Raw genomic sequence first — 26,216 nt, forward strand, 5'->3', positions numbered from 1 at the left:
GCCATCGACATCCGCTGCGGCCTTCGCGGCCGCCGTCCAACCCTTGCCAACGGAATAGCCTGAATCGATCATGGCCAAGATCTTCTGTGTCGCCAACCAGAAAGGCGGAGTGGGCAAAACCACCACCTGCGTCAACCTCGCCGCCGCGCTGCACCGTGCCGGCCAGCGCACCCTGCTGATCGACCTCGATCCGCAGGGCAACGCGACGATGGGCAGCGGGATCGACAAGCGCGGCCTGAAGGATTCGGTCTACCCGCTGCTGGTCGGCCTAGTCGATCTCGCCGGCGCGCGGGTGAGCTCGCCTTCGGGGGGCTACGACGTGCTCCCGGCCAACCGCGACCTTGCCGGCGCCGAAGTCGAGCTGGTCAACCTCGAGCAGCGTGAAAAACGCCTGCGCAACGCCCTCGCCGCCTTCCACGACGAGTACGACTTCGTCCTCATCGACTGCCCGCCGTCGCTGTCGATGCTGACCCTCAACGGCCTGTGCTGTGCCCATGGCGTCATCATTCCGATGCAGTGCGAGTATTACGCGCTGGAGGGGCTGTCCGATCTGGTCAACACGATCAAGAAGGTGCACGCCAACCTCAACCGCGAGCTCAAGATCATCGGCCTGCTGCGGGTGATGTTCGACCCCCGGGTGACCCTGCAGCAGCAGGTCTCGGCCCAGCTCGAAAGCCACTTCGGCGACAAGGTGTTCCGCGCCATCGTGCCGCGCAACGTGCGCCTGGCCGAAGCGCCCAGCCACGGCATGCCCGGGGTGGTGTTCGACAAGGCGTCGAAGGGGGCGCAGGCCTACATGGCTTTCGCCCACGAGATGATCGAGCGCGCGAAAACCTTCTGAAGCCGGACAAGATCATGAACAAACCCAGACTCAAGGGCCTCGGCCGCGGACTCGATGCGCTGCTCGCGGCCAACCACGAAGACGAGGCCGAAAAGGGCGCGCTGCAGTCCTTGCCGGCGATCGCCCTGCAGCCCGGGCGCTACCAGCCGCGCACCCGGATGGACCCGGGCTCGCTGGAGGAGCTGGCGGCCTCGATCAAGCTCCAGGGCGTGATGCAGCCGATCCTGGTGCGCCCGGTGGACGACGATGCCTACGAGATCATCGCCGGCGAACGGCGCTGGCGCGCGGCGCGGATCGCCGGCCTCGCCGAGGTGCCCTGCCTGGTGCGCGAGATCCCGGACGAGGCGGCGCTGGCGATGTCGCTGATCGAGAACATCCAGCGCGAGGACCTCAACCCGCTCGAGGAGGCCGGCGGCATCCAGCGCCTGATCGACGAGTTCGCGATGACCCACCAGCAGGCCGCCGACGCCGTCGGCCGCTCGCGCCCGGCGGCGTCCAACCTGCTGCGTCTGCTCAACCTCGCGCGCCCGGTGCAGGAGCTGCTGATGGCCGGCGACATCGACATGGGGCACGCGCGCGCGCTGCTGCCGCTCGACGGTGCCAGCCAGATCCAGCTCGCCAACCAGGTCGCCGCGCGCCAGCTGTCGGTGCGCGATACCGAGCGCCTGGTGCAGCAGGTCCTCAATCCGCGCCAGAAAAAGCCTGCCCCCCCGCCCGACCGCGACCTGCTGCGACTCGAGGAGGAGATCGCCGACGCGATCGGCGCCATGGTGAAGATCAAGGCCAACAAGAAGGGCGCGGGCGAAGTGACGATCCGCTTCGCCAGCCTCGACCAGCTCGACGGCCTGCTCGGCCGCCTGCGCTGAGGTGGGCGGCCGCGCTTTCGCCTCAGCGCCGGCCGCGCAGCCAGGCGGCGAAGCGCTGCACGAACTCCGGCACCTGGCTGAAGAGGTAGGCGGCGAGCGCGAGGTTGAGCAGCGCGGTGACGAGAAAGAGCTGGGGAACGCTGGCGCCGGCGGCGAGCAGCCCGGCGCCCATCGCCGCCGCGATCACCATGAAGAAGGCGTTGAGGATGTTGTTGCCGGCGATCACGCGCGAGCGGTGGGCGGGTTCGCTGCGGCGCTGGATCAGGGCATACAGCGGCACGATGTAGAAGCCGCCGAACATGCCGATTGCGACCAGGTCGGCGAGCGCCCGCCAGCTTTCGCCGCGGGCGAGCACTTCGCCGATCGTCAGCGCCGCCGCCGCTGCGCCCGGCGCCGGGCTGCTCCACCACAGGTCGAAGGCGAACAGTGACAGGCCGATCGAGCCGAACGGCACCAGTCCGAGCTCGATGCGCCCGCGCGACAGGCGCTCGCACAGCAGGGAGCCGATGCCGATGCCGATCGAGAACAGCGCGAGGAGCAGGACCACCGCATGCTCGTCGCCGCCGAGCGTGTCCTTGGCATAGGCGGGAAACTGCGACAGGAATACCGCGCCGTAGAACCAGAACCACGACACCCCGACGATCGACAGGAAAACGGTGCGATTGCCGCGGGTGAAGCGGAAGTTGCGCCAGGTCTCGGTGAGCGGATTCCAGTTGATCCGCAGCCCGGGCGCGGCCGGCGCGGCTGCAGGGATATGGCGGCTGGCGGCATAGCCGAGCACGGCGAGCGTGATGACGACGGCCGATACCCAGGCCATGCCTTGCGGCAGGGCGATCAGCACGCCCCCGGTCAGGGTGCCGGCGAGGATGGCGACGAAGGTGCCCGACTCGACCAGGGCGTTGCCGCCGACGAGTTCGTCCTCGCGCAGGTGCTGCGGCAGGATCGCGTACTTGACCGGGCCGAACAGGGCGGACTGGGCGCCCATCAAAAACAGGCAGAGCAGCATCGGCGTGAGCGATTCGAGGGCGAAGGCGGCGGTGGCGAGCGCCATCACCGCGATTTCGAGCAGCTTGGTGAGGCGGATCAGCCGGCTCTTCTCGAACTTGTCGGCGATCTGGCCGGCGGTGGCGGAGAACAGGAAGAAGGGCAGGATGAACAGGCCTGCGCACAGATTCACCAGCACCCCCGGCGCCAGCGTGGTGTAGCGGGCGGCATGGAAGGTGAGCAGCACCACGAGCGCGTTCTTGTAGACGTTGTCGTTGAACGCGCCGAGGAACTGGGTGAGGAAAAACGGCAGGAAGCGGCGCTGTCTCAGCAGCGCGAACTGGTGGCTCAATGCGGCCCTCCGGTGGACGTCGTGGTGCGGCGGAGCCCGGGGGAGGCACGCGGCGGGGCCCGGCCGTGTCTGCTGCGGTGACGGCGTGCATGGTGGTGGCCGGGCTCGGCGGCTGTCAATATCAACGGTGATCTGCGTCTTATATATGAGATAAGACTTTTATGCCCCTGCTCCCGCCCGGGTTTGACTTTGCTACGGTTAACCCCTAGTATTGACGGGATTTTTGGGCGGTCGCGGTGCTTTGCGCCCGCTGGCGAGGAAAGGATGCACAAGGCAGTTCTGCTGCAGCTCGGCGCAACCCTTCTGGCAACGGCCATTGCGGCCGTTTTTTTCGGGTTGCGCGGCGCGCTGTCTGCCGCATCCGGCGGGCTGGCCTGCGTGCTGCCGAGCTGGTTCTTCGCCTGGCGGCTGCGGGCAATCACGCGGCGCAAAGGTACCGCCTCCGTGGCGGCTTTTGTCGCCGGTGAGCTCATCAAGCTCGCCTCGATCGTGGGATTACTTGGGCTGGTATTGGTGCTGTATCCGGACGTCCACTGGGGCGCGCTCCTGATCGGGCTGATACTGGCGCTGAAAGCGAATTTATTTGCATTTTTGGTAAAGACCTGACCATGGCTGGAAACGCTCCCACTGCATCCGAGTACGTCGTTCACCACCTGACGCACCTCAACAACACCGGTCACGCGCAAGAAAACATCGTGGACTGGAGTGTGATCAACATCGATTCGATGTTCTATTCGGTCGCCCTCGGTCTGTTGACCGTCTTCCTCCTGTGGCTCGCCGCACGCCGCGCCACCTCGGGCGTGCCCGGGCGTTTCCAGGGCTTCATCGAGATGCTCGTGGAAATGGTCGCCGACCAGGCCAAGGGCATCGTCCATAGTGCCGAGTCGCGCAAGTTCGTCGCTCCGCTGGCGCTGACCGTCTTCGTCTGGATCTTCCTGATGAACGCGATGGACCTGCTGCCGGTCGATCTGCTGCCGCGCATCTGGGAAGGGGTCTATGCCGCCGGTGGCGGCGATCCGGCGCACGCCTACATGCGCGTCGTCGCCACCGCCGACCTGTCCGCCGCGCTGGGCTTGTCGATCGGCGTGCTGCTCCTCTGCCTCTATTACAACGTCAAGATCAAGGGCGTCAGCGGCTGGGTGCATGAGCTCTTCACCGCGCCGTTCGGCAGCCATCCGCTGCTCTACCCGGTCAACTTCGCGATGCAGATCATCGAGTTCGTCGCCAAGACCGTTTCCCACGGCATGCGACTGTTCGGCAACATGTATGCCGGTGAGCTTGTGTTCATCCTGATCGCCCTGCTCGGCGGCACCGCCACCGTGTTCGGCTTCGTCGGTCATGTTGTTGCGGGCACCGTGTGGGCGATCTTCCACATCCTGATCATCACCCTGCAGGCCTTCATCTTCATGATGCTGACCCTGGTGTACGTCGGTCAGGCGCACGAAAGCCACTAAGTTTCGGTTTCACCTTCAAAGCAGTACCTGGTTTTTAAACTCACCTTCCCCATTAAGGAGTTGTCATGGAAAACGTTCTGGGTTTTGTTGCTCTGGCTGCCGGTCTGATCATCGGTCTGGGTGCGATCGGTGCTTGTATCGGTATCGGCATCATGGGTTCCAAGTACCTCGAAGCTTCCGCCCGCCAGCCCGAACTGATGAACGCGCTGCAGACCAAGATGTTCCTGCTCGCCGGCCTGATCGACGCCGCGTTCCTGATCGGCGTCGGTATCGCCATGATGTTCGCCTTCGCCAACCCGTTCCAGCTCTGATCGGTTCGAGTTCATCCTTTATTGAACCAACCTGAGGGCCAAGAACCGTGAATTTGAACGCAACTCTGATAGCCCAGCTCGTTGTGTTCTTCATTCTGGCGTGGTTCACGATGAAATTCGTGTGGCCGCCCATCGTGAAGGCACTGGACGAGCGTGCGAAGAAAATCGCCGACGGGCTGGAAGCTGCGGACAAGGCCAAGGCCGACCTGGCGCTCGCCGAGAAGAAGGTCGTCGAGGAACTGCGCAAGGCCCGCGAATCCGCGGGTGATGTGCGTACCTCCGCTGAAAAGCAGGCGAGCCAGCTGATCGACGAGGCTCGCGCCGAAGCCAACCGCATCATCGCCGCCGCGCGTGAAGCCGCCGAAGCCGAAGCCGGCGTCGCCGCGCAGCGCGCCAAGGAAGCCTTGCGCGACCAGGTCGCCCATCTGGCTGTTGCCGGCGCGGAAAAAATCCTGCGCCGCGAGATCAACACCCAGGTGCACGCCGAGCTGCTTGCCAACCTGAAACAGGAATTGCAATAAGTCATGGCCGAGAACGTCACCATCGCGCGTCCCTATGCCGATGCCGCCTTCGCGCTGGCTCGTGGGGCGAATGCGCTGGGGCCTTGGTCGGAAGTGCTGGATCGGCTCGCCCTCGTGGCGGCCGACTCCGCCATGCAGGCGTGTTTCACCGATCCGAAGCTGTCCGCCGATCAGCTCAACAAGCTGATGGTGGACGTCGCTGGCGATCTGAACGCCGAACAGCAGAACTTCATCCGCGTCCTCGTGGAGAACGAACGTCTGCAGGTGCTTCCGGAGATCCGTGACCTGTTCGTTGCACTCAAGAACGAACACGAAGGCGTCCTGGAGGCGAAAATCGCCTCTGCCTTCCCGCTCGACGATGCCGCGCTGGCCGCGTTGAAGGCCGACCTCGAAGCCCGCTTCAAGGTCGTCATCAACGTCACGGTCAGCATCGACCCCGAACTGATCGGTGGGGTCCGCATCGCTGTCGGCGACGAAGTCATCGACGCCTCGGTCCGCGGCAAGCTCGCGAACATGGCCGCTGCGCTAAAGAACTAGGAGCATACATACATGCAACTCAACCCCTCTGAAATCAGTGATCTGATTAAGAGCCGGATCCAGAACCTGCAGCTCGCCGCCACGTCGCGCAACGAGGGCACGGTGGTCTCCGTCACCGACGGCATCACCCGTATCCACGGCCTCACCGATGTGATGCAGGGCGAAATGCTGGAATTCCCCGGCAACACCTACGGCATGGCGCTCAACCTCGAGCGCGATTCCGTGGGCGCGGTCGTGCTCGGCGAATACGAGCACATCACCGAAGGCGACACGGTCAAGGCCACCGGTCGCATCCTCGAAGTCCCGGTCGGCCCCGAGCTGATCGGCCGCGTGGTGAACGCGCTCGGCCAGCCGATCGACGGCAAGGGCCCGATCAACGCCAAGCTCACCGACAAGATCGAGAAGGTCGCACCCGGCGTCATCGCCCGCCAGTCCGTCTCGCAGCCGGTGCAGACCGGCCTCAAGTCGGTCGACTCGATGGTGCCGATCGGCCGCGGCCAGCGCGAGCTGATCATCGGCGACCGCCAGACCGGCAAGACCGCGGTTGCGGTGGACGCGATCATCAACCAGAAAGGCCAGAACATGTTCTGCGTCTACGTGGCGATCGGTCAGAAGGCTTCGACCGTGGCCAACGTGGTGCGCAAGCTGGAAGAGAACGGCGCCCTGGAATACACCATCGTCGTCGCCGCCACCGCCTCCGAGTCGGCCGCGATGCAGTACCTGGCCGCCTACGCCGGGTGCACGATGGGCGAGTACTTCCGCGACCGCGGCCAGGACGCCCTCATCGTTTATGACGATCTGACCAAGCAGGCCTGGGCCTACCGCCAGGTTTCGCTGCTGCTGCGCCGTCCGCCGGGCCGTGAAGCCTACCCGGGCGACGTGTTCTACCTGCACTCCCGTCTGCTCGAGCGCGCCGCCCGCGTCAATGCCGACTACGTCGAGAAGTTCACCAACGGCGAAGTCAAGGGCAAGACCGGCTCGCTGACCGCGCTGCCGATCATCGAGACCCAGGCCGGCGACGTTTCCGCGTTCGTGCCGACCAACGTCATCTCGATTACCGACGGCCAGATCTTCCTCGAGACCGACCTCTTCAACGCCGGCATCCGTCCCGCGATCAACGCCGGTATCTCGGTGTCGCGCGTCGGTGGTGCGGCCCAGACCAAGGTCATCAAGAAGCTGTCCGGCGGCATCCGTACCGACCTCGCGCAGTACCGCGAGCTCGCCGCCTTCGCCCAGTTCGCCTCCGACCTCGACGATGCCACCCGCAAGCAGCTCGAGCGCGGCCGCCGCGTCACCGAGCTGATGAAGCAGGCGCAGTACTCGCCGATGTCGATCGCCGAAATGGCCATCGTCCTGTACGCGGTGAACAACGGCTACTTCGACGACGTCGAGGTCGCCCGCGTGCTGCCCTTCGAAGCCGCCATGCTGCAGTTCGTCAAGACCAAGCAGGCTGCGCTCATCTCTTCGATCCTGGACAAGAAGGAGCTCGACGCCGATGGCGAGAAGGCTCTGGCGGCCGCGATCGCCGAGTTCAAGAAGAGCTGGGCCTAAGGCCGCGGACGGAGACGGAATATGGCTAGCGGTAAGGAAATCCGTACCAAGATCAAGAGCGTGCAGAACACGCGCAAGATCACCAAGGCCATGGAGATGGTGGCCGCATCCAAGATGCGCAAGGCGCAGGACCGGATGCGGTCTGCCCGCCCCTTCGCCGACAAAATCCGCCGCCTCGCCGCGAACCTGTCCCAGGCCAATGTGACCGACTACAAGCACCCCTTCCTGGTCCGCAAGGACCAGGTGAAACGGGTGGGGCTGATCCTGGTGACCACCGACAAGGGTCTGTGCGGGGGTCTCAACACCAACGTCCAGCGTATCGCGCTGACCGCCATGAAGGACTGGGAGTCCTCGGGCGTGACCGAGATCCGGGCCTGCTGCATCGGCAACAAGGGTCTGGGCTTCATGCAGCGCATGGGCGCCAAGGTGGTGTCGAACGTCACCCAGCTCGGTGACACGCCCCACCTGGAAAAGCTGATCGGTCCGGTCAAGGTGATGCTCGATGCGTTCCAGAACGACGAGCTCGACGCGGTTTATGTGGCTTACACCCGCTTCATCAACACGATGAAGCAGGAGCCGGTGCTCGAGCAGCTGTTGCCGCTGTCCGGCGAGAAGCTGGGCACGCCCGAGACGTCGTGGGACTACCTCTACGAACCCGACCCGCAGGTCGTCATCGACGAGTTGCTGGTGCGCTACGTCGAGGCCCTGGTGTATCAGGCGGTGGCCGAGAACATGGCATCCGAGCAGAGCGCGCGCATGGTGGCAATGAAGGCCGCTTCCGACAATGCCAAGAACGTGATTGGCGAACTGCAGCTGGTCTACAACAAGACCCGCCAGGCCGCGATCACCAAGGAGCTGTCGGAAATCGTCGGCGGCGCCGCCGCGGTGTAACGGATTATTGAATTAAGGAAACGACGATGAGTCAAGGTACGATCGTTCAGTGCATCGGCGCGGTGGTGGACATCCAGTTCCCGCGCGACTCGATGCCCAAGGTGTATGACGCCCTGAAGCTCGAGGACGTGGCCGACTCCTTCGCCGAAGCAAATCTGACCTTCGAGGTTCAGCAGCAGCTCGGCGACGGTGTGGTGCGTACGATTGCGATGGGTTCTTCCGACGGCCTGCGCCGCGGCATGAAGGTTGCCAATACTGGCAAGCAGATCTCGGTGCCGGTCGGCATGGGGACGCTGGGCCGGATCATGGACGTGCTCGGTCGCCCGATCGACGACGCCGGTCCGATCGAGACCGACGAACTGCGCGCGATCCACCAGAAGGCGCCGAAGTTCGACGAGCTCTCGCCTTCGGTCGAGCTGCTCGAGACCGGGATCAAGGTCATCGATCTGATCTGCCCGTTCGCCAAGGGCGGCAAGGTCGGCCTGTTCGGCGGCGCCGGCGTGGGCAAGACCGTGAACATGATGGAGCTGATCAACAACATCGCCAAGCAGCACTCGGGCTTGTCGGTGTTCGCCGGGGTGGGTGAGCGGACCCGTGAAGGGAACGACTTCTACCACGAGATGAAGGACTCCAACGTTCTCGACAAGGTCGCGATGGTGTTCGGCCAGATGAACGAGCCGCCGGGCAACCGCCTGCGCGTGGCGCTGACCGGCCTGACCATGGCCGAGCGCTTCCGTGACGAAGGCCGCGACATCCTGTTCTTCGTGGACAACATCTACCGCTACACCCTGGCCGGTACCGAAGTGTCCGCGCTGCTCGGCCGGATGCCGTCCGCGGTGGGCTACCAGCCGACCCTGGCGGAAGAAATGGGCCGCCTGCAGGAGCGCATCACCTCGACCAAGGTCGGTTCGATCACCTCCATCCAGGCCGTGTATGTGCCTGCGGATGACTTGACCGACCCGTCGCCGGCAACCACCTTCCTCCACCTCGACTCCACCGTCGTGCTGTCGCGCGACATCGCCGCGCTGGGTATCTACCCGGCGGTCGACCCGCTCGACTCCACCAGCCGCCAGCTCGATCCGCTGGTCGTCGGCGAAGAGCACTACGGGGTTGCGCGTCAGGTGCAGATGACCCTGCAGAAGTACAAGGAACTGCGCGACATCATCGCGATTCTGGGTATGGACGAACTGTCGCCCGACGACAAGCTCGCCGTCGCCCGCGCGCGCAAGATCCAGCGCTTCCTGTCGCAGCCGTTCCACGTCGCCGAAGTGTTCACCGGTTCGCCGGGCAAGTACGTCTCGCTCAAGGACACCATCAAGGGCTTCAAGATGATCGTCAGCGGCGAGCTGGACAATCTGCCGGAACAGGCTTTCTACATGGTCGGCAGCATCGACGAGGCCATCGAGAAGGCGAAGAAGCTCCAGTAATCCGCCCGCCCGCGCGGCGCCTCGGTGCCGCGCGGTTTTGAAAAGGAAACACTATGGCTATGACGGTTCATGTCGACATCGTCAGCGCGGAAGAGCAGATCTTCTCCGGGCTGGCCGAATTCGTAGCCCTGCCTGGCGAGGCGGGTGAACTCGGCATCCTGCCCGGCCACATGCCGCTGATGACCCGGATCAAGCCGGGCGTGGTGCGTGTGCGTGCCCAGAACGCGACCGAGGAAGAACTCGTCTTCGTTGCCGGTGGCCTGCTGGAAGTGCAACCGGGTCTGGTGACGGTACTCGCCGACACCGCGATCCGCGGCAAGGACCTGGACGAAGCGAAGGCGCTCGAAGCCAAACGCATGGCCGAAGAGGCCATGGCCAACCAGAGCGCACGCATCGACTATGCCAAGGCCCAGGCCGAGCTGATGGAAGCGGTGGCGCAACTGGCGGCGATCCAGCGTCTGCGCAAGCGCGGCCACTGAGCGGGGCACCTCGCAGCAGCGGGGTGGCAGCAACAAAAAAGCAGCTCGGTGAGCTGCTTTTTTGTTGTCTGTAGTTTGCCTTGTCCGCACCCACAACGCGTCGCTTCAGGCAGATTTTTCGAGCCGGGCGATGCGCTTGTCGAGGCGGGCGACGGCGTCGCGCACGGCGATGACTTCCTGCGCGAACGCGGGGAGGGCGTGGCGGGACAGCAGCAAGGACGCTTCTTCGGTGAGATATTCGGCCGCACTGCCCGACGCGCGCACCACCGCGCGCTGCGCCTCGCTGGCGATCCGCTGCCCGCCTTCGACCATGCGATGGGCGGCGATGTCGCCGAAAATGCGCGCCAGGTCTTCCTCGGCGTCCCAGCGCAGGTGGCGGAACACGAAGCCGAGGGCTTCGGCGAATTCCGCATTGCCTTCGATGCGCACGTGACGCATCGCCGTTTCCAGGCCATCGACCAGCAGCCGGGGCAATTCGGCGAGCGCCAGGTACAGGCTGACTTCGGGCGCCTCTTCGCTCGCGCGTTCGGCGAGGTAACCGTCCGCGCTGACCGAAAAGTGGATTTCCGCGAGGGGGGCGAGGACCAGGCGCGCGCTGCGCCCGGCATGCGGACGCAGGCGCGCCCGCGCCCAACCGGACTGGGCCAGGAGATGGTTGGTAGCGGACAGGAAGAGGCTGGACAGCATGGTTTCGGGCAGAAAAAAAGGAGGCGCGGGGGCCTCCTGGGGATGGTGGAACTCAGCCGGCCTGCTGGATGCCGGCGATCAGCCAGCCGCCGCTGCCGCTGGCGGCTTTGGTCAGGTGCCAGATTTCGTCGAAGGCCACTGGTGCGGCGTCGGCTTCTTCGCGCAGCAGGCCGCTGAAGCGCACGCTGACGACATAGCGCTGATCTTCTTCGGCGACGTCGATCACCTCGGCCGCGAGTTCGACGACATCGGTGCGCTGGGCGGCGGCGCCGCGCTCGTTGAGCTGCATGCACAGCTCGGCGAAGACTTCGGGGGTGGTGAACTCGCGCAGATCGTCGAGGTTGGCGCTGTCGTTGGCGGCCTGCAGGCGGATGAAGTTGAGCTTGGCCTGGCGGGCGAAACCGTCGACATCGAAGCCGGAGGCGATGGCCTTGGCGAGTCCGGAGTTTTCCGCTGCGGGTTGTGCGCTGCCGCCGAACGCCTGCTGGGCCTCGAACGGGCGCACGCTGCCCGCGGCATTACCCGGCGCGCCGGCGTACTGTAGCCCCTGCCCCTGCTGCTTGGCGGCGGTGCCGCGACGGAAGATCAGGCGGAAGACGAAGAAGGCAGCGGCGGCCAGCAGCAGGATCATGACGAAGTTGGCGAAGCCTTCACCCATTCCCAGATGCGAGAACAGCGCGGCGAGGCCGAGGCCGGCGGCGAGGCCGGCGATCGGACCCATCCACGAGCGCTTGGGCTGGGCCGCGGGGGCGGCTCCGGCGGGGCTTTGCTGCGGAGTTGCAGCCGGTTGGCGCGGTTGCGTGGTCGGGGTGGCCTGGCGCTTCATGCCGAAGCTGCTGCCGCCGCCGAGGCGCTTGGCTTCGGCCTCGGGGGGAGCGAAGCCGAACGAGAGGATGGCGACGATCAGGGTCAGGAATAGATGTTTCATCAGTGTGAGGTCTCCAGGTTCAGATCTTGTAGCCCCGGTGCAAGGCGACGACGCCGGCACTCAGGTTGAAGTAATCGACCCGGGCGAGCCCGGCTTGTTCCATCATTGCCTTCAATTCTTCTTGGCCGGGGTGCATGCGGATCGATTCGGCGAGGTAGCGGTAGCTTTCGGCATCGTTGGCGACCTGCTTGCCCATCCACGGCAGCAGCTTGAAGGAGTAGAGGTCGTAGAACGGCGCCAGCGGTTTCCACACGCGCGAAAATTCGAGCACCAGCAGGCGGCCTCCGGGGCGCAGCACGCGGCGCATCTCGGCGATGGCGACGTCCTTGTGGGTCATGTTGCGCAGGCCGAAGGCGACGGTGACGCAGTCGAACCAGTCGTCCGGGAAGGGCAGCTTCTCGGCGTTGCACTGCGCCGCCGGCATGGCGAAGCCGTGATCGATCATGCGGTCGCGGCCGCGCGCGAGCATGGCGTGGTTGATGTCGGTGAGCCAGACCTGGCCGCTGCGCCCGACCTTGCGCGCGAAAGCGAGCGACAGGTCGGCGGTGCCGCCGGCGACGTCGAGCACGCGGTCGCCTTCGCGCACTCCCGACACCTGGATGGTGAACGCCTTCCACAGCCGGTGCAGGCCGAAAGACATCAGGTCGTTCATGATGTCGTATTTGTGCGCGACCGAGGAAAAGACCTCGGCCACCTTTTTTTCCTTCTGTTCCTCGGCGACCGTCTGGAAGCCGAAATGGGTGGTCTTGTCGCTCATGGTGAACTCAGTGGTGATGCCCGCAGCCGCCGCGCGGAGCCGGGGGCGGGACCAGGGCCGGATCGCGGGTGCCGCCCGCGCGTTCGAGGCGCTCGAGGTAGTCGGCCCACAGTGCTTCCTGATCGCAGCCGAGCATGTACAGGTAGTCCCAGGAGTACAGTCCGCTGTCGTGGCCGTCGGAAAATTCCGGCTTCACCGCATAGTTGCCGACCGGCACCAGGTTCACGATGTCGACGTCGCGCTTGCCCTGCTGCAGGGTTTCCTGGCCGCGGCCGTGGCCGCGTACTTCGGCCGAGGGCGAATACACGCGCAGGAATTCGAACGGCAGGAAAAAGCGGCTGCCGTCGTCGAAGGCGATTTCGAGCCGCTTCGAGCTGCTGTGCAGCGTGATTTCGGTGGGGATCGGGGTGTTGCTGTCGAGTCCGGCCATGGCATCCGTCCCGTTTTTGGGGACACAATCATACCCGAATCGCCGCGCCGCGTTTCCATGCGCGTCGTGTGGCTTTACCCCGCGGAAGGCGGCGTGCCCATTGCAGGTCGATGACGTGTCATCAAACCGTCAAGCAAGGGCAATACACTACGGGCAGCCATGTGATCGCCCGGGCGGGTCCGGACGTCGTCCGCAGCGCCCGTTCGATCGATCGCGCAACCAGGGAGTCCAGCGCATGTCAGCGAACATTCTGCTCGTGGAAGACGAGCCGGCGATCCAGGAACTGATCGCCGCCAACCTCCATCGCGCCGGCCATCACGTCGTGCGTGCCGCCGATGCGGAAAGTGCGCAGCGCATCGTGCGCGACGCGCTGCCCGATCTCGTGCTGCTCGACTGGATGCTGCCCGGGCTGTCGGGCATCGAGTTCGCCCGCCGCCTGCGTGCCGACGAGCGCACCCGGGCCATTCCAATCATCATGCTGACCGCGCGCGGGGAAGAGCAGGACAAGGTCGCCGGGCTCGAAACCGGTGCCGACGACTACATCACCAAGCCCTTCAGCCCGCGCGAACTCGTCGCCCGGATCAAGGCCGTGCTGCGGCGGCGGGCGCCGCAGGCCACCGAGGATGCGGTGGAGCTGGGCGGGCTGCGTCTCGATCCGGCCACCCACCGGGTCAGTGCCGGGGGTGAGACGCTCGCCCTGGGACCGACCGAGTTCCGCTTGCTGCACTTCCTGATGACCCACCCGGAGCGGGTGCATTCGCGCGCGCAGCTGCTCGACCAGGTGTGGGGCGATCACGTCTTCGTCGAGGAGCGCACCGTCGATGTCCATATCCGCCGCCTGCGCTGCGCGCTCGAGCCGGGGGCGTACGACGGGCTGATCCAGACCGTCCGCGGCAGTGGCTACCGCTTTTCGGTGCATCCCGAAAGCGCGCCGACGGCCCGTTGAGCGGGCGCGTCCGGTTCATGGAAAACGTGTGATTTTTCGATCCGTGCGCTATGTCGGCTTCGGGATCGCGCTTCCGGTCCTGGCGATGCTGCTGCTCGCCGCGCTCGCCGGCCTGTACCGCGACAGCGACGCCGCGCTGGCGATCCTCGCCCTGTGCGTGCTCGGCTGGGCGGTCATGCTCGCCCGCCACCTGCGCCTGCTGGTCGAATGGGCGCGCCAGCCGGCCGGCACCCCGGTGCCGCGCGGCGAAGGGCTGTGGGGCAGCGTTTTTGCCGAGCTCGGCGACCGCTTCGAGCGTGAGGCCGGTGTCCGGGAAAAACTGTCGGCCGAGCTCGGCCGTTTCCAGCAGGCGGCCCAGGCGATGCCCGACGGCGTCCTGTACCTGGGCGAGGGCGACCGTATCGAATGGCTCAATCCGGTGGCCGAGCAGCATTTCGATCTCGACCGCCGCGATCACCTGCGGATTCCGATCGGAAACCTCGTGCGCCAGCCCGAATTCGTCCGCTATCTCGAGGCCGGCGACCACAGTGAACCGCTGCTGATGCACTCGCTGCGGCGCAAGGAGCGCGCGCTGCAGGTGCAGCTGATCCGTTTCGCCGGCCATCGCCGGCTGCTGCTGTCGCGCGACGTTTCGCAGCTGGAAAAGCTCGAGAACATGCGCCGCGACTTCGTCGCCAACGTGTCGCATGAACTGCGCACGCCGCTCACCGTGGTCGGCGGCTTTCTCGAAACCCTGATCGACGGCATGGACGACTTCTCCCGCGATGAGGTCCTCCATTACCTGACCCTGGCGAGCGAGCAGTCGAGCCGCATGCAGCGCCTGATCGAGGAGCTGTTGACCCTCTCCGCGCTCGAAACCGGCGCGCCGGCGCCGCTCGAGGAGGCGGTGGAGGCCGCGGTCCTGGTGCGCGGGGTCTACGACGAAACCCGGCTGTTGTCGGCGGGGCGCCATACGCTGCGCCTGGACCTGGAAGGCGACGGGATGCTGCTCGGCAGCCGCAAGGAGCTGCACAGCGCGTTCGCCAACCTGGCGAGCAACGCGGTGCGCTACACCCCCGCCGGCGGCCACATCGAGATCGGCTGGCGCAGCGGCCCGGAATGCGCCGAAGGGGGCGGCGAGTTCTGGGTCGGCGACGACGGCATCGGCATCGATGCCGCCGACATCCCGCGCCTGACCGAGCGCTTCTATCGCGTCGACCGCGGCCGCTCGCGCGAGACCGGCGGCACCGGCCTGGGGCTGGCCATCGTCAAGCACGTCGTCACCCGCCACCAGGCGGAACTCGTCGTCGATAGCACGCCGGGCGAAGGCAGCCGGTTTACGGTCCGTTTCCCGCCCGCCCGAATCGGGCGGGCGTAGCGCTGAAGCGGGCCGCCGCGGTCGCCACCGCCGCCCTCGGCGCTGCGGGCAGCCGCCTGCGCTGCGGCCGCGCCGTCAGTGTTCCGCGAGGGCGTCGTCGATGGCGCGGGCGAGGGCGACCGGATCGGCGGCGGCATGCGCCACGCCTTCGCGCTGCGCTGCGCCCCAGACCGCTTCGGGGAAGTGGCGGTCGTCGCGGTAGCGCGGAATCACGTGCCAGTGCAGATGCGGCACCATGTTGCCGAAGCTCGCCAGGTTGATCTTGTCGGGGTGCAGCTGCGCCCGCAGCGCGGCCTCGGTCGCCATCACCACGGCGAACAGGTGGCGCCGGTCGGCGGGCAGCAGGTCGGTCATTTCGGCCACGTGTTCGCGCCACACCACCCGGCACAGCCCCGGATGGAAGGCGTCGGCGACGCGGATCACGCGGCAGCGCGTGTCTTCCCACAGGACGTCTGCGGGGGGCAGGGCGCACAGCGGACAGTTCGGGGGCGGGTTCGGCGGCATGGGGGCGGGTCGGGTGGGAGGGAATGCTTTCTACCGCGTTCGCGCCCGGGCAGCGAGGAATTATTCCGCATCCGGCGCGCGGCCATTGTCCGGGAGGCGGCGCGGAAAGTCCTGTGCCACCGTGCGGGTCTCGCCCAGCCCGACCGGGAGGCCGTCATGGAAGGCGAACAGGTTGCCGGGCGGAATCTGGGTCCAGGCCTCGTTGTCGGTCAGCGGCGTGGTGGCGATCACGGCGACGCGGTCGTCGGGCGTGGTGAGCTGGTTGAAATCCACCGTCAGGTCCTCGTCGGCGAGGTGGGCGACGGCGAACGGCGCTTTGCGCAGGATGTAGCACAGGCGCGACGAGCAGTGGGCGAACAGCCAGTCGCCGTCGGAGAGCAGGAAGTTGAACTCGCCGCGGCGGCCGATTTCGAGCGCCAGCTCGCGCAGCGCGGCGTGCAGTGCGGCGGGGGCTGGAGCCCCCTGCGGGAAACGCGCGGCGAGGTGGTCGAGGAGGTAGCAGAACGCCCGTTCGGAGTCGGTCGTGCCCACCGGCAGGAAGCGTCCGCCGAGCGCCGGCGCGAACTCCTTCAGGTTGCCGTTGTGGGCGAAAACCCAGTACCGCCCCCACAGCTCGCGCTGGAAGGGATGGGTGTTCTCGAGCCGGATCCCGCCCTGGGTCGCCTTGCGGATGTGGGCGATCACGTTCAGCGAGCGGATCGGATAGTGCTTCACCAGCTCGGCGACCGGGGAGGCGGCGCTCGGCGCCGGGTCGAGGAAGACGCGCACTCCAGCGCCCTCGAAAAAGGCGATCCCCCAGCCGTCGCGGTGGTGGTCGGTGAGTCCGCCACGGGCGCGGAAGCCGGCGAAGGAGAAGCAGATGTCGGTCGGCACGTTGCAGTTCATGCCGAGCAATTGGCACATGGCGGGGCTCCGCGGCGGGCAAAAGGCTGCTGCCAGTATAGCGAAACGATCGCGCCGCCTCGCGCGGGCGCTTCCGCTGTGAGTAAAAAATGAAACTTGAGCTGAATGTTTCGCCGCCGCGTGTCGCCGAACGGGCCGCGCCAGCGCACCCCACGGCTGGGTGCCGACGCTGCACCGGCGGCCATGCGCAATGCCTCCCGCTTATCAAGCCGCGATATAGTCACGGGCCGACAGCCGCTTCGACGGGCAAGGCGGACTGCCAGGCTGCCTTCGGCCACGCACGGAACCAAGCCATCGACACCCACATGAACCACCAAGCCCTCTCCTCCTTCATCTGGTCGGTCGCGGACCTGCTGCGCGGCGACTACAAGCAGTCCGAGTACGGCAAAGTCATCCTGCCCTTCACCGTACTGCGGCGCCTGGACTGCGTGCTGGAGGCGACCAAGCCCGCCGTCCTCGCCGAGTTCGCGGCCAAGACCAAGGCAGGCATCAATCCCGCCCCGTTCCTGCTGCGCAAGGCGGGGCAGAGCTTCTACAACACCTCGCCGCTCGACCTGGTCAAGCTGCTGGGCGACCAGGACCACATCCGCCAGAACCTCTACGCCTACGTCCAGGCCTTTTCGCCGGCAGCGCGTGACATCTTCGAGCGCTTCGACTTCTACACCCAGGTCGAGCGCCTGGCGAAGGCGAACCTGCTGTACCTCGTCACCGAGAAGTTCGCCAACATCGACCTGCACCCCGAGGCGGTCGACAACGCCAGCATGGGGCTGGTATTCGAGGAGCTGATACGCAAGTTCGCCGAAATCTCGAACGAGACCGCGGGGGAGCACTTCACCCCGCGCGAAGTCATCCGCCTGATGGTGAACCTGCTGTTCATCGAGGACGACGACGTGCTCACCCCGGGCAATGCGGTGGTGCGCACCCTCTACGATCCCACCGCCGGCACCGGCGGCATGCTCTCGGTGGCCGGTGAGTACCTGCTGGAGCACAACCCGCAGGCCCGGCTGACGATGTACGGCCAGGAGCTCAACGACGAGTCCTACGCCATCTGCAAGGCGGACATGCTCATCAAGGGCCAGCCGGTGGCGAATATCGTCGCCGGCAACACGCTCAGCGGGGACGGCCACGCCGGTCGCAAGTTCGACTACATGCTCTCCAACCCGCCCTTCGGCGTGGAGTGGAAAAAGGTCGAGAAGCTCGTCCGCCAGGAGCACGAGCAGAAGGGCTTCGACGGCCGCTTTGGCCCCGGCCTGCCGCGGGTCAGCGACGGCTCGATGCTGTTCCTGATGCATCTGTTGTCGAAGATGCGCCCGGCCCAGGACGGCGGCAGCCGCTTCGGCATCGTGCTCAACGGCTCACCGCTGTTTACCGGCGGCGCAGGCTCGGGCGAGAGCGAAATCCGCCGCTACGTGCTGGAGAACGACCTGGTGGAGGCCATCGTCGGCCTGCCCACCGACATGTTCTACAACACGGGAATCAGCACCTACGTCTGGATTCTGTCCAACCGCAAGCCGGAGGACCGCAAGGGCTGGGTGCAGCTCATCGACGCCAGCAGCTTCTGGCAGAAGATGAGGAAGAGCCTGGGCAGCAAGCGCAAGGAGATGAGCGAGGCCCACATCGCCACCGTCACCCGCCTGTTTGGCGGCTTCACCGAGGCCGAGCTGGTCACCGTGTTCGACGCCGCCGGCCGGCAACTGGGCGAGCCGCAACTCGTCACCAACACCGACACCCCACCCGCCGCCCCCGACGGCGGACGGCTCAAGCGCGTGCCCATCGCACGCATCTTCGGCAACGCGGAATTCGGCTACACCACCCTCACCGTCGAGCGCCCGCTGCGCGACGAGCACGGCAAGGTGGTGCTGGGGCTCAAGGGCAAGCAGAAGGGCAAACCCCAGCCCGACAGTGCATTGCGCGACACCGAGAACGTGCCGCTGACCGCGGACATCGGCGCCTACTTCCAGCGCGAGGTACTGCCGCACGCGCCGGACGCCTGGATTGACGGGGAGAAGAGCAAAGTCGGCTACGAGATTCCGTTCAATCGCCACTTCTACGTCTTCGAGCCGCCGCGCAGCCTGCACGCCATCGACGAGGAACTGAAGGCGGTCTCGGCCCGCATCATGAAGATGCTGGAGGACCTCGCGGAATGAGGGCTGCCGCGCGATTCATGCAAATCGTATTCTGTGCGGTGGACATGCGCGCGCTTATCACATACCGTATTGCCAACAACACCCGCCACGCCTCTCCACGATGCGCACCAGGCGGGTTTCTCGTTTACGGGGGCGATAAATGAAGCGCTCTTTCGGCAAGCCGGCCACCGCCGAATGGGGCGATGGCTCCATGGGCTGGAGCCATGCGACGGGGGCACCCCGTCGTGGAGAGACGTCATGAGTGAACTCGTCATTTACGAGAACGACGCCGGCGCGGTGGACGTGCGCCTCGAAGGCGACACGGTGTGGCTGCGTCAGGAGCAAATGACTGCGCTGTTCGGGCGCGACCGCACGGTCATCGGCCGCCATATCCGTAATGTCTTTGCCGAGGGCGAGTTGGAAGCGAAATCAGTATGTGCAAATTTTGCACATACTGCTGCCGACGGAAAAACGTATCAGGTCGAGTTCTACAACCTCGACGTGATTATCTCCGTCGGCTATCGAGTGAAGTCACCGGAAGGCGTGCGTTTCCGCCAGTGGGCCACCCGCCTGCTGCGCGAGCACCTCACCCGTGGCTACACCCTCAACCGCCACCGCCTCGAATCCAACGCCCGCGAACTGGAAGCGGCGCTGGCGCTGGTGCGCAAGACCGCTCGCGCGCCGGAACTGAGCGCCGACCAGGGCCGCGGGCTGGCGGACATCGTCAGCCGCTATGCCCAGACCTTCCTGTTGCTGCAACGCTACGATGAGGGCCTGCTCACCGAGCCCGAAACCCGGCCCGGCGGCCAACTGCCCACTCCGGATCAAGCCCGGCACGCACTCGCCCGGCTCAAGGCAGAGCTGACCGCCCGAGGCGAAGCGGGCGACCTGTTCGCCCGCGAACGCGACGACGGCCTCGCCGCCCTGCTCGGCAACCTCGACCAGACCGCCTTCGGCGAGCCCGCGTATCCCAGCATCGAGGCCAAGGCCGCCCACCTGCTGTACTTCGTCATCAAGAACCATCCCTTCGCCGACGGCAACAAGCGCAGCGCCGCCTACCTGTTCGTCGATTTTCTCCACCGCAACGGCCGCCTGCTCGGCGCCGACGACACGCCGGTCATCAACGACATCGGGCTGGCCGCCCTCGCCCTGCTCGTGGCCGAATCCGCCCCGCGGCAGAAGGACACGCTGATCCGGCTGATCATGAACATGCTGGCTGGCCCGGGGTAAGCGGTAACTGCCCGGCGTCCTTGCCTACTTCGAGATTTCGAAGAGATCGGATCGCAGCGGATTGGCCGCGAAGTGTTGCTTCCACAGCCTTGGGGTGAGCTGCGCCACGTTGGCGGCCGGATGCTGGCCGATGCGCTGGAGCACATCGACCAGGTACGTATAGGGGTCGATGTCGTGCAGGCGGCAGGTGGCGATCAGACTCTGCGCGATGCCCACGTACTTTGCCCCGACCTCGGTCCAGCAGAAGAGCCAGTTGCGACGGCCCATCGGCACCACGCGTAGCGCCCGCTCCAGATGGTTGGTGTCGATCGGCACCTCGGGATCGGAGAGGTACACCTCGAGGGCGGCCCGGCGCTCGCGCACGTACGCCATGGCGGTGGTGAGCGGTGAGCTGGGCAACAGGCCCTGGGATTCGAACTGGGCGTCGACCCAGGCGAAGAACTGCTGGAGCACGGGCTTGGCCTGCGCGAGCCGATGCGCGCGGCGTGCCTCACCGACGAGCCTGGCCTCGCGGATGTGCTTCTCCACCGCGTACAGTTTTCCGATCATCTCCAGCGCCTGGCCCGCACGCTCGGGCTCGAGCGCCTGCGCATCGAAGAACTTCCTCCTCGAGTGCGCCCAGCATTGCGCGTGCGTGAGCCCGCATTTTTCCGCGTAGCGTTCGTAGGCCGCATAGCCATCGGTAAGCAGCACCGCCCCCTCGGGCGGCGGGTCGGTGCCCAGGGTCTGCGCAATGTGCTTGCCACTGCGCCCCTCGTGATAGGCGAAGCAGATTTCGTCACGCTCGCCATAGACCGGCCAGAAGTAGCCGCCCTTCATCTTGCCCGGGCCGGCCCGGCCGGCCTTGATCGGGGTCTCGTCCATCGCCTTGATGCGGCTCGCGCGGATCGAGTCGAGTTGGGCCGTAAAGATGGGTTCGAGCAGCGACAGCGCCCCGTGAGTGAGCTGCGTGAGCCACGGGCGCGAAACCTTGATGCCGTTGTCCCCGAGCCGCTGGTGCTGGCGGTACAGCGGCTGGTGGTAGCAGAACTTGTCGGTGATGAGCCCGGCGACGAAGCTCACATCGGCGCGGCTGCCGCGAATCACCCCCTCGGGTGCCGCCGGGCAGGAAATCGCCTGGGTGTCGAGGCGCTTGATCACCGGACGCACATACTTGAGGATCACGTAGCTGCCCGGGCGCTGTGCCAGGCGGTGACTGACCTTCTCGCCGATCACCTCGAACTGGTCGGCGGTGAGCCCGTCGATTTCCGGGTTCGCCACGGCGATGGTCTCGACCGGCACGCGGGCTTCGTCGAAGAACAGCGCCGATGCGTCGCCCGCCGCGTAATCGGTGGTGCGGGCCCGGCGGGTGTGGGCGGCGATGTCCTTGGCAGGGGGCGGCGGCGAGGATTCGGGCACCGGCAACTCGCCCAGGTTCATCTGATGCGGGCTCGCATCGACGATGCGCTTCTCGCTCTTCGCCCCGAAGAGCTGGCGCCGGAACCACTCGATCTGATGCTTCATCGCCTGGAACTCGAGCTGCAGGGCATCGAGTTGGCGGGCGGCGGCCGCGTTCGCCTGGGCCAGTGCGACGATTTGCTCGGGCGCCCAGCGGGCGGCCTCGGCGGGCGTCGGAACGGTCAGCGAAACGGGCGTCGTCATGGCCGGAATTTTACCGTAAAACCCAGCATTCATGCGGGCTTGGCGGCCACTTCCGGGAGCTTGAAACGGCGCTTGAAGCGCGCCGGCTCGATGCCTTCGAGCAACAGCTTCAGCCCGGTCCAGTCCATCTGGCGAGTGAGCACCCGCGACCAGTCGGACACGAACCGTCCCTGCTCGAGGCGCTTGGCCCACACGCAAAAGCCGCTGCGATCCCAGTACAGCACCTTCATCTGCGTGCCGCGCCGGTTGATGAACACGAACAGCTCGCCCGACAGCGGATCGCACCCAAGTGCGTGGCGGGTGAGCGCGTACAGCCCATCGAAGGACTTGCGCATGTCAACCGGGCGGCCATAGACATGCACCCGCACCGCCCCTTCGGGGAAGAACATCAGCCGCGCACCAGATGCAGCACGACACCGCCACCCAGATCGAGCTTGAGCTCGAGCCGGCCTGCACCGCCGCCAACGTCGACCAGGCCCGCATCGACAAAGCCCGCACGAGCGCACGCATCGCCGCGATCGGCGACGCTCGACGCCTCACCGGCCAGCAGGCCGCGCCAGCGCTCGAAACTCGACTTGCTCAAGCCCTCGCTGTCGCAGAACTGCCGGATGCTCAGACCGCTTGCCGCAAAGCGATCGAACACCGCCCGCCATTCCTCGTGGCCGCGTCGCCGCCATTTGCTCCTCACCGTCGATGCCATCACTGCCAATCCCGTCGTCGTTGAACATGGCGAGAATTATTCAACGATCGCTACGCCGCGAGAAGGACGCCGCTCAGTTACCGGTTACGGCCCGGGGACTGCAGTGGAGGACGAGGCATGAGTCTGCCGAAATATCCGGAGTACAAGGACAGCGGGGCGGCGTGGCTGGGGGAGGTGCCGGCGCACTGGGCAATTGCTCCACTCAAACATCTGGTTTCATTCACGAGTGGAGGCACACCAAGCAAGGAAATCCCCGAGTATTGGGACGGCAGGGTTCCGTGGGCTTCGGCGAAGGACCTGAAATCACAGAGACTGTCGGACACGACGGACCACATCACCGAGTACGCGGTTTCGTCGGGTGCCGCATCATTGGTGCCGGTTGGCACCGCGCTCGTCGTGGTACGGGGAATGATTCTCGCAGTTGCGTAGCGTCTGCTCGACCAGCCCCAGTTCCTCGGCGGCACGGGCGATGCTGCCGACCTCGTCGGCGCGCTTGACGGCCTGCTCCTTGAACTCGGCCGTGTACTCCTGCTTCGGGATGCGTTTCACGTCGTTCTTCCTGTCATTGCGTCGATCGTACGACGACTACGTTGGAAGACGAAATTCGTGGGGCAGCTCAATGTACGAGGCGCTACGCGCGCGCAGCACTCCCCAGCCCCTTTCTCGATAGCAAATGGTTCGACCGCGGGCCGCTAAGGTCGTGACGCTGGAAGGGCCCGCCTTCTTGCCGCCCGCCACGGGCGGGCTCAGCCTCCGAGTTTCTTCTTCAGCAGCTCGTTGACCTGGGCCGGGCCGGCCTTGCCCTTGCTAGCCTTCATGACCTGTCCCACCAGGGCGTTGAAGGCCTTCTCCTTGCCGGCGCGGAATTCGTCCACCGACTTCGGGTTGGCCGCGAGCACCGCGTCGATCATGGCCTCGATCGCAGCGCTGTCGGTGACCTGCTTGAGGCCCTGGCGGTCGATGATTTCGTCGGCTGCGTCGGCCTTTCCTCCGCCTTCGCCGTTCCACAGCGCCTCGAACACCTTCTTGCCGATCGCGTTCGAGATCGTGTTGTCGGCGATGCGCGCGACCAGCCCGGCGAGCTGGGCGGGGGCGACCGGCGATTCGGTGATGTCGAGTTCGGCCTTGTTGAGGCGCGCGGCGAGCTCGCCCATGACCCAGTTGGCGCACGGTTTGGCGAGTGCGGTGCCCGCTGCGGCGACCGTGGCCTGGTAGAAGTCGGCGACTTCCTTGGACGCGGTGAGGGTGGTGGCATCGTAGGCCGACAGGCCCCATTCGTCTATGAAACGCGCTTTCATCGCCCCCGGCAGCTCGGGCATTTCCGCCTGCACGCGCGCCTTCCAGTCGGGCGCGATCATCAGCGGCAGCAGGTCGGGGTCGGGGAAGTAGCGGTAGTCGTGGGCGTCTTCCTTGCTGCGCATCATCCGCGTCTCGCCCGTGTCGGGGTCGAACAGCACGGTGGCCTGGTGCACCCGGCCGCCGTCCTCGATGGTGTCGATCTGCCACTGCACCTCAAAGTCGATCGCCTGCTGCAGGAAGCGGAAGGAGTTGAGGTTCTTGATCTCGCGCCGGGTGCCGTACTCGGTCGCGCCTTTCTTCCTCACCGAGACGTTGGCGTCGCAGCGGAACGAGCCCTCCTGCATGTTGCCGTCGCAGATGTCGATCCAGCGCACCAGCGCGTGCAGCGTGCGGGCGTAGGCCACGGCCTCGGCAGAGGAACGCATGTCGGGTTCGGAGACGATCTCCAGCAGCGGCGTGCCGGCGCGGTTGAGGTCGATCCCGGTCATGCCGTGGAAGTCCTCGTGCAGGCTCTTGCCGGCGTCTTCCTCGAGGTGGGCGCGGGTCAGGCGCACGGTCTTCTCGTAGCCGGCCTCGCCCTCGCCGACGCGGATCGTGATCGCGCCGCCCTGCACCACCGGCAGGTCCATCTGGCTGATCTGGTAGCCCTTGGGGAGGTCGGGGTAGAAGTAGTTCTTGCGCGCGAACACGCTCTTATCGGCGACGTGGGCGCCGATCGCCAGGCCGAAGCGGATCGCGCGCTCGACCGCGCCGCGGTTGAGCACCGGCAGCACGCCGGGCAGGGCGATGTCCACCGCGCTCGCCTGGCGGTTGGGCTCGGCGCCGAAGGCGGTGCTGGCGCCGGAAAAGATCTTGCTCGCGGTGTTGAGCTGGGCGTGGACTTCCAGCCCGATGACGACTTCCCAATCGGATCGGCTCATGTTCGTGTCTCTCGTTGCATGCGGCGCGGGTCAGGCCGCGCAGGCCGGACGGCGCAGGTGCCAGTCGGTGGCGTGCTGGTACTGGTGCGCGGCGTTGAGCAGGCGGGCCTCGGCGAAGTAGTCGCCGACCAGCTGCAGGCCGATCGGCAGGCCCTCGGCGCCGAAACCGGCAGGGTGCGACAGGCCGGGCAGGCCGGCGAGGTTGACCGCGATCGTGTAGATGTCGGACAGGTACATCTGCACCGGGTCGTCGGCCATCTGGCCGAGCGCCCAGGCGGGGGTCGGGGTGGTCGGCCCGGCGATCAGGTCGCACTGCTGCAATGCGGCCTGGAAATCCTGCGCGATCAGCCGGCGCAGGCGCTGCGCCTGCAGGTAGTAGGCGTCGTAGTAACCGTGCGACAGCACGTAGGTGCCGACCAGGATGCGGCGCTTGACTTCGGCACCGAAGCCCTCCGCACGGCTCTTGCTGTACATGTCGGCGAGGTCGCCGTAGCCGGCGGCGCGGTGGCCGTAGCGCACGCCGTCGAAGCGGCTGAGGTTGCTCGAAGCTTCGGCCGGCGCGATCACGTAGTAGGCGGGAATCGCCAGCTTCGCGTTGGGCAGCGAGACCTCGACCGTGGTCGCGCCCAAGGCGCGGTACGCGTCGAGCGCGGCATCGACCGCGGCGCGCACGTCGTCGGCCATGCCTTCGGCGAAGAACTCGCGCGGCAGGCCGATGGTGAGGCCGGCGAGCGGTTTCGCCCCCGGGGCGGAGGCGGCGAGGGCGGCGGCGTAGTCTTCGGCGGGGCGCTCGAGGCTGGTCGAGTCGCGCGCGTCGAAGCCGGTCATCGCCGACAGCAGCAGCGCGCAGTCTTCGGCCGAGGCGCCGAAAGCGCCACCCTGGTCGAGGGATGAAGCATAGGCGATCATGCCGTAGCGGCTCACCGTGCCGTAGGTCGGCTTGATCCCGGTGATGCCGCAGAACGCCGCCGGCTGACGCACCGAGCCGCCGGTGTCGGTGCCGGTGGCGATCGGCGCCAGGCGCGCGGCGACCGCCGCGGCCGAGCCGCCGGAGGAGCCGCCGGGCACGCGTTCGGGGTGCCACGGGTTCTTCACCGGGCCGTACCAGGAGCTTTCGTTCGACGAGCCCATCGCGAACTCGTCCATGTTGGTCTTGCCCAGGCTCACCGCGCCGGCGGCCTTGAGCAGGCTCACGACGTGGGCGTCGTAAGGGCTGACGAAGTTCGCCAGCATCTTCGAGGCGCAGGTGGTGAGCACGCCTTCGGTGCAGAACACGTCCTTGTGCGCAAGCGGGATGCCGGCGAGCGCCCCGCCCCGGCCGGCGGCGAGGCGCGCGTCGGCGGCACGCGCGGCGGCGAGGGCGCCGTCGCGGTCGACGGTGATGAAGGCGTTGAGCTGCGGGTTGAGGGCGTCGATGCGGTCGAGGAACAGGGTCGCGAGCTCGACGCTGGAAATCTGCCCGTGGTCGAGCGCGCGGCGCAGTTCGGTGAGGGAGGCGTTGATCATGGCTGGACGGAAAACGGACAGGGTGTGCGGGCGAAAGTGCGGGCGCAGGAGCGGACCGGGCGACGCGC

27 protein-coding genes and 1 pseudogene are annotated in these 26,216 nt (G+C 66.5%); 15 read left to right on the forward strand and 13 right to left on the reverse strand.

The window, feature by feature from the left end; genetic code table 11:
• Nucleotides 1-70 precede the first annotated feature (70 nt).
• Nucleotides 71-841, forward strand: a complete 771-nt coding sequence (locus tag Tchl_RS00545; RefSeq protein WP_075146682.1) for a ParA family protein — start codon at nt 71-73, stop codon at nt 839-841.
• Nucleotides 842-855: 14 nt separating this feature from the next.
• Nucleotides 856-1,707, forward strand: a complete 852-nt coding sequence (locus tag Tchl_RS00550) for a ParB/RepB/Spo0J family partition protein (RefSeq protein ID WP_075146683.1) — start codon at nt 856-858, stop codon at nt 1,705-1,707.
• 22 nt (nt 1,708-1,729) lie between these two features.
• On the opposite strand, the gene Tchl_RS00555 is transcribed toward Tchl_RS00550, so the two are convergent.
• A complete protein-coding gene (locus tag Tchl_RS00555) occupies nt 1,730-3,043 on the reverse strand; it encodes an MFS transporter (protein WP_075146684.1) in 1,314 nt (437 codons plus the stop codon).
• Between the two features lie 264 nt (nt 3,044-3,307).
• On the opposite strand from Tchl_RS00555, the gene Tchl_RS00560 reads away from it, so the two are divergent.
• From Tchl_RS00560 to Tchl_RS00600, 9 genes are all read left to right on the forward strand, one after another.
• Nucleotides 3,308-3,649 (forward strand): ATP synthase subunit I, encoded by a 342-nt coding sequence (locus Tchl_RS00560; RefSeq protein WP_075146685.1) that lies wholly within the window; start codon nt 3,308-3,310, stop codon nt 3,647-3,649.
• A 2-nt stretch (nt 3,650-3,651) separates the two neighbouring features.
• On the forward strand, nt 3,652-4,497 hold the full coding sequence (gene atpB, locus Tchl_RS00565; protein ID WP_075146686.1) for a F0F1 ATP synthase subunit A: 846 nt from the start codon (nt 3,652-3,654) through the stop codon (nt 4,495-4,497).
• A 65-nt stretch (nt 4,498-4,562) separates the two neighbouring features.
• Complete coding sequence (gene atpE / locus Tchl_RS00570; protein ID WP_002925444.1) at nt 4,563-4,808, forward strand: F0F1 ATP synthase subunit C; 246 nt, start codon at nt 4,563-4,565, stop codon at nt 4,806-4,808.
• A gap of 47 nt (nt 4,809-4,855) precedes the next feature.
• A complete protein-coding gene (locus Tchl_RS00575) occupies nt 4,856-5,329 on the forward strand; it encodes a F0F1 ATP synthase subunit B (protein WP_075146687.1) in 474 nt (157 codons plus the stop codon).
• Nucleotides 5,330-5,332: 3 nt separating this feature from the next.
• On the forward strand, nt 5,333-5,866 hold the full coding sequence (locus tag Tchl_RS00580) for a F0F1 ATP synthase subunit delta (RefSeq protein WP_075146688.1): 534 nt from the start codon (nt 5,333-5,335) through the stop codon (nt 5,864-5,866).
• Between the two features lie 12 nt (nt 5,867-5,878).
• Nucleotides 5,879-7,417, forward strand: coding sequence for a F0F1 ATP synthase subunit alpha (atpA, locus tag Tchl_RS00585; RefSeq protein ID WP_075146689.1), 1,539 nt, complete (start codon nt 5,879-5,881; stop codon nt 7,415-7,417).
• Nucleotides 7,418-7,438: 21 nt separating this feature from the next.
• Nucleotides 7,439-8,308 carry a F0F1 ATP synthase subunit gamma gene (gene atpG, locus Tchl_RS00590; RefSeq protein WP_075146690.1) on the forward strand — a complete coding sequence of 290 codons (870 nt, stop codon included), beginning with the start codon at nt 7,439-7,441 and terminating at the stop codon, nt 8,306-8,308.
• Nucleotides 8,309-8,334: 26 nt separating this feature from the next.
• Nucleotides 8,335-9,735, forward strand: coding sequence for a F0F1 ATP synthase subunit beta (atpD, locus tag Tchl_RS00595; protein ID WP_075146691.1), 1,401 nt, complete (start codon nt 8,335-8,337; stop codon nt 9,733-9,735).
• Between the two features lie 53 nt (nt 9,736-9,788).
• On the forward strand, nt 9,789-10,214 hold the full coding sequence (locus tag Tchl_RS00600) for a F0F1 ATP synthase subunit epsilon (protein ID WP_075146692.1): 426 nt from the start codon (nt 9,789-9,791) through the stop codon (nt 10,212-10,214).
• Nucleotides 10,215-10,319: 105 nt separating this feature from the next.
• Here Tchl_RS00600 and Tchl_RS00605 read toward each other — a convergent pair whose 3' ends face one another.
• From Tchl_RS00605 to Tchl_RS00620, 4 genes are read right to left on the reverse strand one after another with little or no spacing between them, the layout of a single operon-like run.
• Nucleotides 10,320-10,901 carry a ubiquinone biosynthesis accessory factor UbiJ gene (locus tag Tchl_RS00605; RefSeq protein WP_075146693.1) on the reverse strand — a complete coding sequence of 194 codons (582 nt, stop codon included), beginning with the start codon at nt 10,899-10,901 and terminating at the stop codon, nt 10,320-10,322.
• Between the two features lie 52 nt (nt 10,902-10,953).
• A complete protein-coding gene (locus tag Tchl_RS00610) occupies nt 10,954-11,829 on the reverse strand; it encodes a Tim44 domain-containing protein (RefSeq protein ID WP_075146694.1) in 876 nt (291 codons plus the stop codon).
• A gap of 19 nt (nt 11,830-11,848) precedes the next feature.
• Nucleotides 11,849-12,586, reverse strand: a complete 738-nt coding sequence (gene ubiE, locus Tchl_RS00615; protein ID WP_075146695.1) for a bifunctional demethylmenaquinone methyltransferase/2-methoxy-6-polyprenyl-1,4-benzoquinol methylase UbiE — start codon at nt 12,584-12,586, stop codon at nt 11,849-11,851.
• A 7-nt stretch (nt 12,587-12,593) separates the two neighbouring features.
• A complete protein-coding gene (locus Tchl_RS00620; protein ID WP_075146696.1) occupies nt 12,594-13,016 on the reverse strand; it encodes a gamma-butyrobetaine hydroxylase-like domain-containing protein in 423 nt (140 codons plus the stop codon).
• 235 nt (nt 13,017-13,251) lie between these two features.
• Between Tchl_RS00620 and phoB the strand changes: the two genes are divergently transcribed.
• On the forward strand, nt 13,252-13,962 hold the full coding sequence (phoB, locus tag Tchl_RS00625; protein ID WP_075146697.1) for a phosphate regulon transcriptional regulator PhoB: 711 nt from the start codon (nt 13,252-13,254) through the stop codon (nt 13,960-13,962).
• A 28-nt stretch (nt 13,963-13,990) separates the two neighbouring features.
• Nucleotides 13,991-15,319, forward strand: a complete 1,329-nt coding sequence (gene phoR / locus Tchl_RS00630; protein ID WP_232311628.1) for a phosphate regulon sensor histidine kinase PhoR — start codon at nt 13,991-13,993, stop codon at nt 15,317-15,319.
• Nucleotides 15,320-15,394: 75 nt separating this feature from the next.
• On the opposite strand, the gene Tchl_RS00635 is transcribed toward phoR, so the two are convergent.
• Both Tchl_RS00635 and Tchl_RS00640 read right to left on the reverse strand, forming a co-directional pair.
• Nucleotides 15,395-15,823: an HIT family protein gene (locus Tchl_RS00635; protein ID WP_075146698.1), complete on the reverse strand. Its 429-nt coding sequence runs from the start codon at nt 15,821-15,823 to the stop codon at nt 15,395-15,397.
• Between the two features lie 60 nt (nt 15,824-15,883).
• Entirely contained in the window at nt 15,884-16,726 is an 843-nt protein-coding gene (locus tag Tchl_RS00640; RefSeq protein ID WP_075146699.1) for a class II glutamine amidotransferase, read from the reverse strand.
• Nucleotides 16,727-17,031: 305 nt separating this feature from the next.
• On the opposite strand from Tchl_RS00640, the gene Tchl_RS00645 reads away from it, so the two are divergent.
• Both Tchl_RS00645 and rhuM read left to right on the forward strand, forming a co-directional pair.
• On the forward strand, nt 17,032-18,873 hold the full coding sequence (locus tag Tchl_RS00645; RefSeq protein ID WP_075146700.1) for a type I restriction-modification system subunit M: 1,842 nt from the start codon (nt 17,032-17,034) through the stop codon (nt 18,871-18,873).
• A gap of 237 nt (nt 18,874-19,110) precedes the next feature.
• Nucleotides 19,111-20,082: a virulence protein RhuM/Fic/DOC family protein gene (rhuM, locus tag Tchl_RS00650; protein WP_075146701.1), complete on the forward strand. Its 972-nt coding sequence runs from the start codon at nt 19,111-19,113 to the stop codon at nt 20,080-20,082.
• Nucleotides 20,083-20,106: 24 nt separating this feature from the next.
• Here the strand turns inward: rhuM and tnpC are convergent, their stop codons facing one another.
• The 6 genes and pseudogenes from tnpC to gatA all read right to left on the reverse strand — a co-directional run bounded on the left by tnpC (nt 20,107) and on the right by gatA (nt 26,148).
• Nucleotides 20,107-21,723, reverse strand: coding sequence for an IS66 family transposase (tnpC, locus tag Tchl_RS00655; protein ID WP_075146702.1), 1,617 nt, complete (start codon nt 21,721-21,723; stop codon nt 20,107-20,109).
• Nucleotides 21,724-21,752: 29 nt separating this feature from the next.
• Nucleotides 21,753-22,112 carry an IS66 family insertion sequence element accessory protein TnpB gene (gene tnpB / locus Tchl_RS00660; protein WP_083945075.1) on the reverse strand — a complete coding sequence of 120 codons (360 nt, stop codon included), beginning with the start codon at nt 22,110-22,112 and terminating at the stop codon, nt 21,753-21,755.
• A complete protein-coding gene (gene tnpA / locus Tchl_RS00665; protein WP_075146703.1) occupies nt 22,112-22,423 on the reverse strand; it encodes an IS66 family insertion sequence element accessory protein TnpA in 312 nt (103 codons plus the stop codon). The genes tnpB and tnpA overlap by 1 nt, the downstream gene beginning before the upstream one ends.
• 420 nt (nt 22,424-22,843) lie before the next feature.
• Nucleotides 22,844-22,972: pseudogene (locus Tchl_RS00670) on the reverse strand (transposase); the annotation flags it as partial.
• 197 nt (nt 22,973-23,169) lie between these two features.
• Nucleotides 23,170-24,642, reverse strand: a complete 1,473-nt coding sequence (gene gatB / locus Tchl_RS00675) for an Asp-tRNA(Asn)/Glu-tRNA(Gln) amidotransferase subunit GatB (RefSeq protein ID WP_075146705.1) — start codon at nt 24,640-24,642, stop codon at nt 23,170-23,172.
• A gap of 30 nt (nt 24,643-24,672) precedes the next feature.
• Entirely contained in the window at nt 24,673-26,148 is a 1,476-nt protein-coding gene (gene gatA, locus Tchl_RS00680) for an Asp-tRNA(Asn)/Glu-tRNA(Gln) amidotransferase subunit GatA (protein ID WP_075146706.1), read from the reverse strand.
• Nucleotides 26,149-26,216: the final 68 nt, after the last annotated feature.

It is taken from the genome of Thauera chlorobenzoica, from assembly GCF_001922305.1.
GTDB classification, from domain to species: domain Bacteria; phylum Pseudomonadota; class Gammaproteobacteria; order Burkholderiales; family Rhodocyclaceae; genus Thauera; species Thauera chlorobenzoica.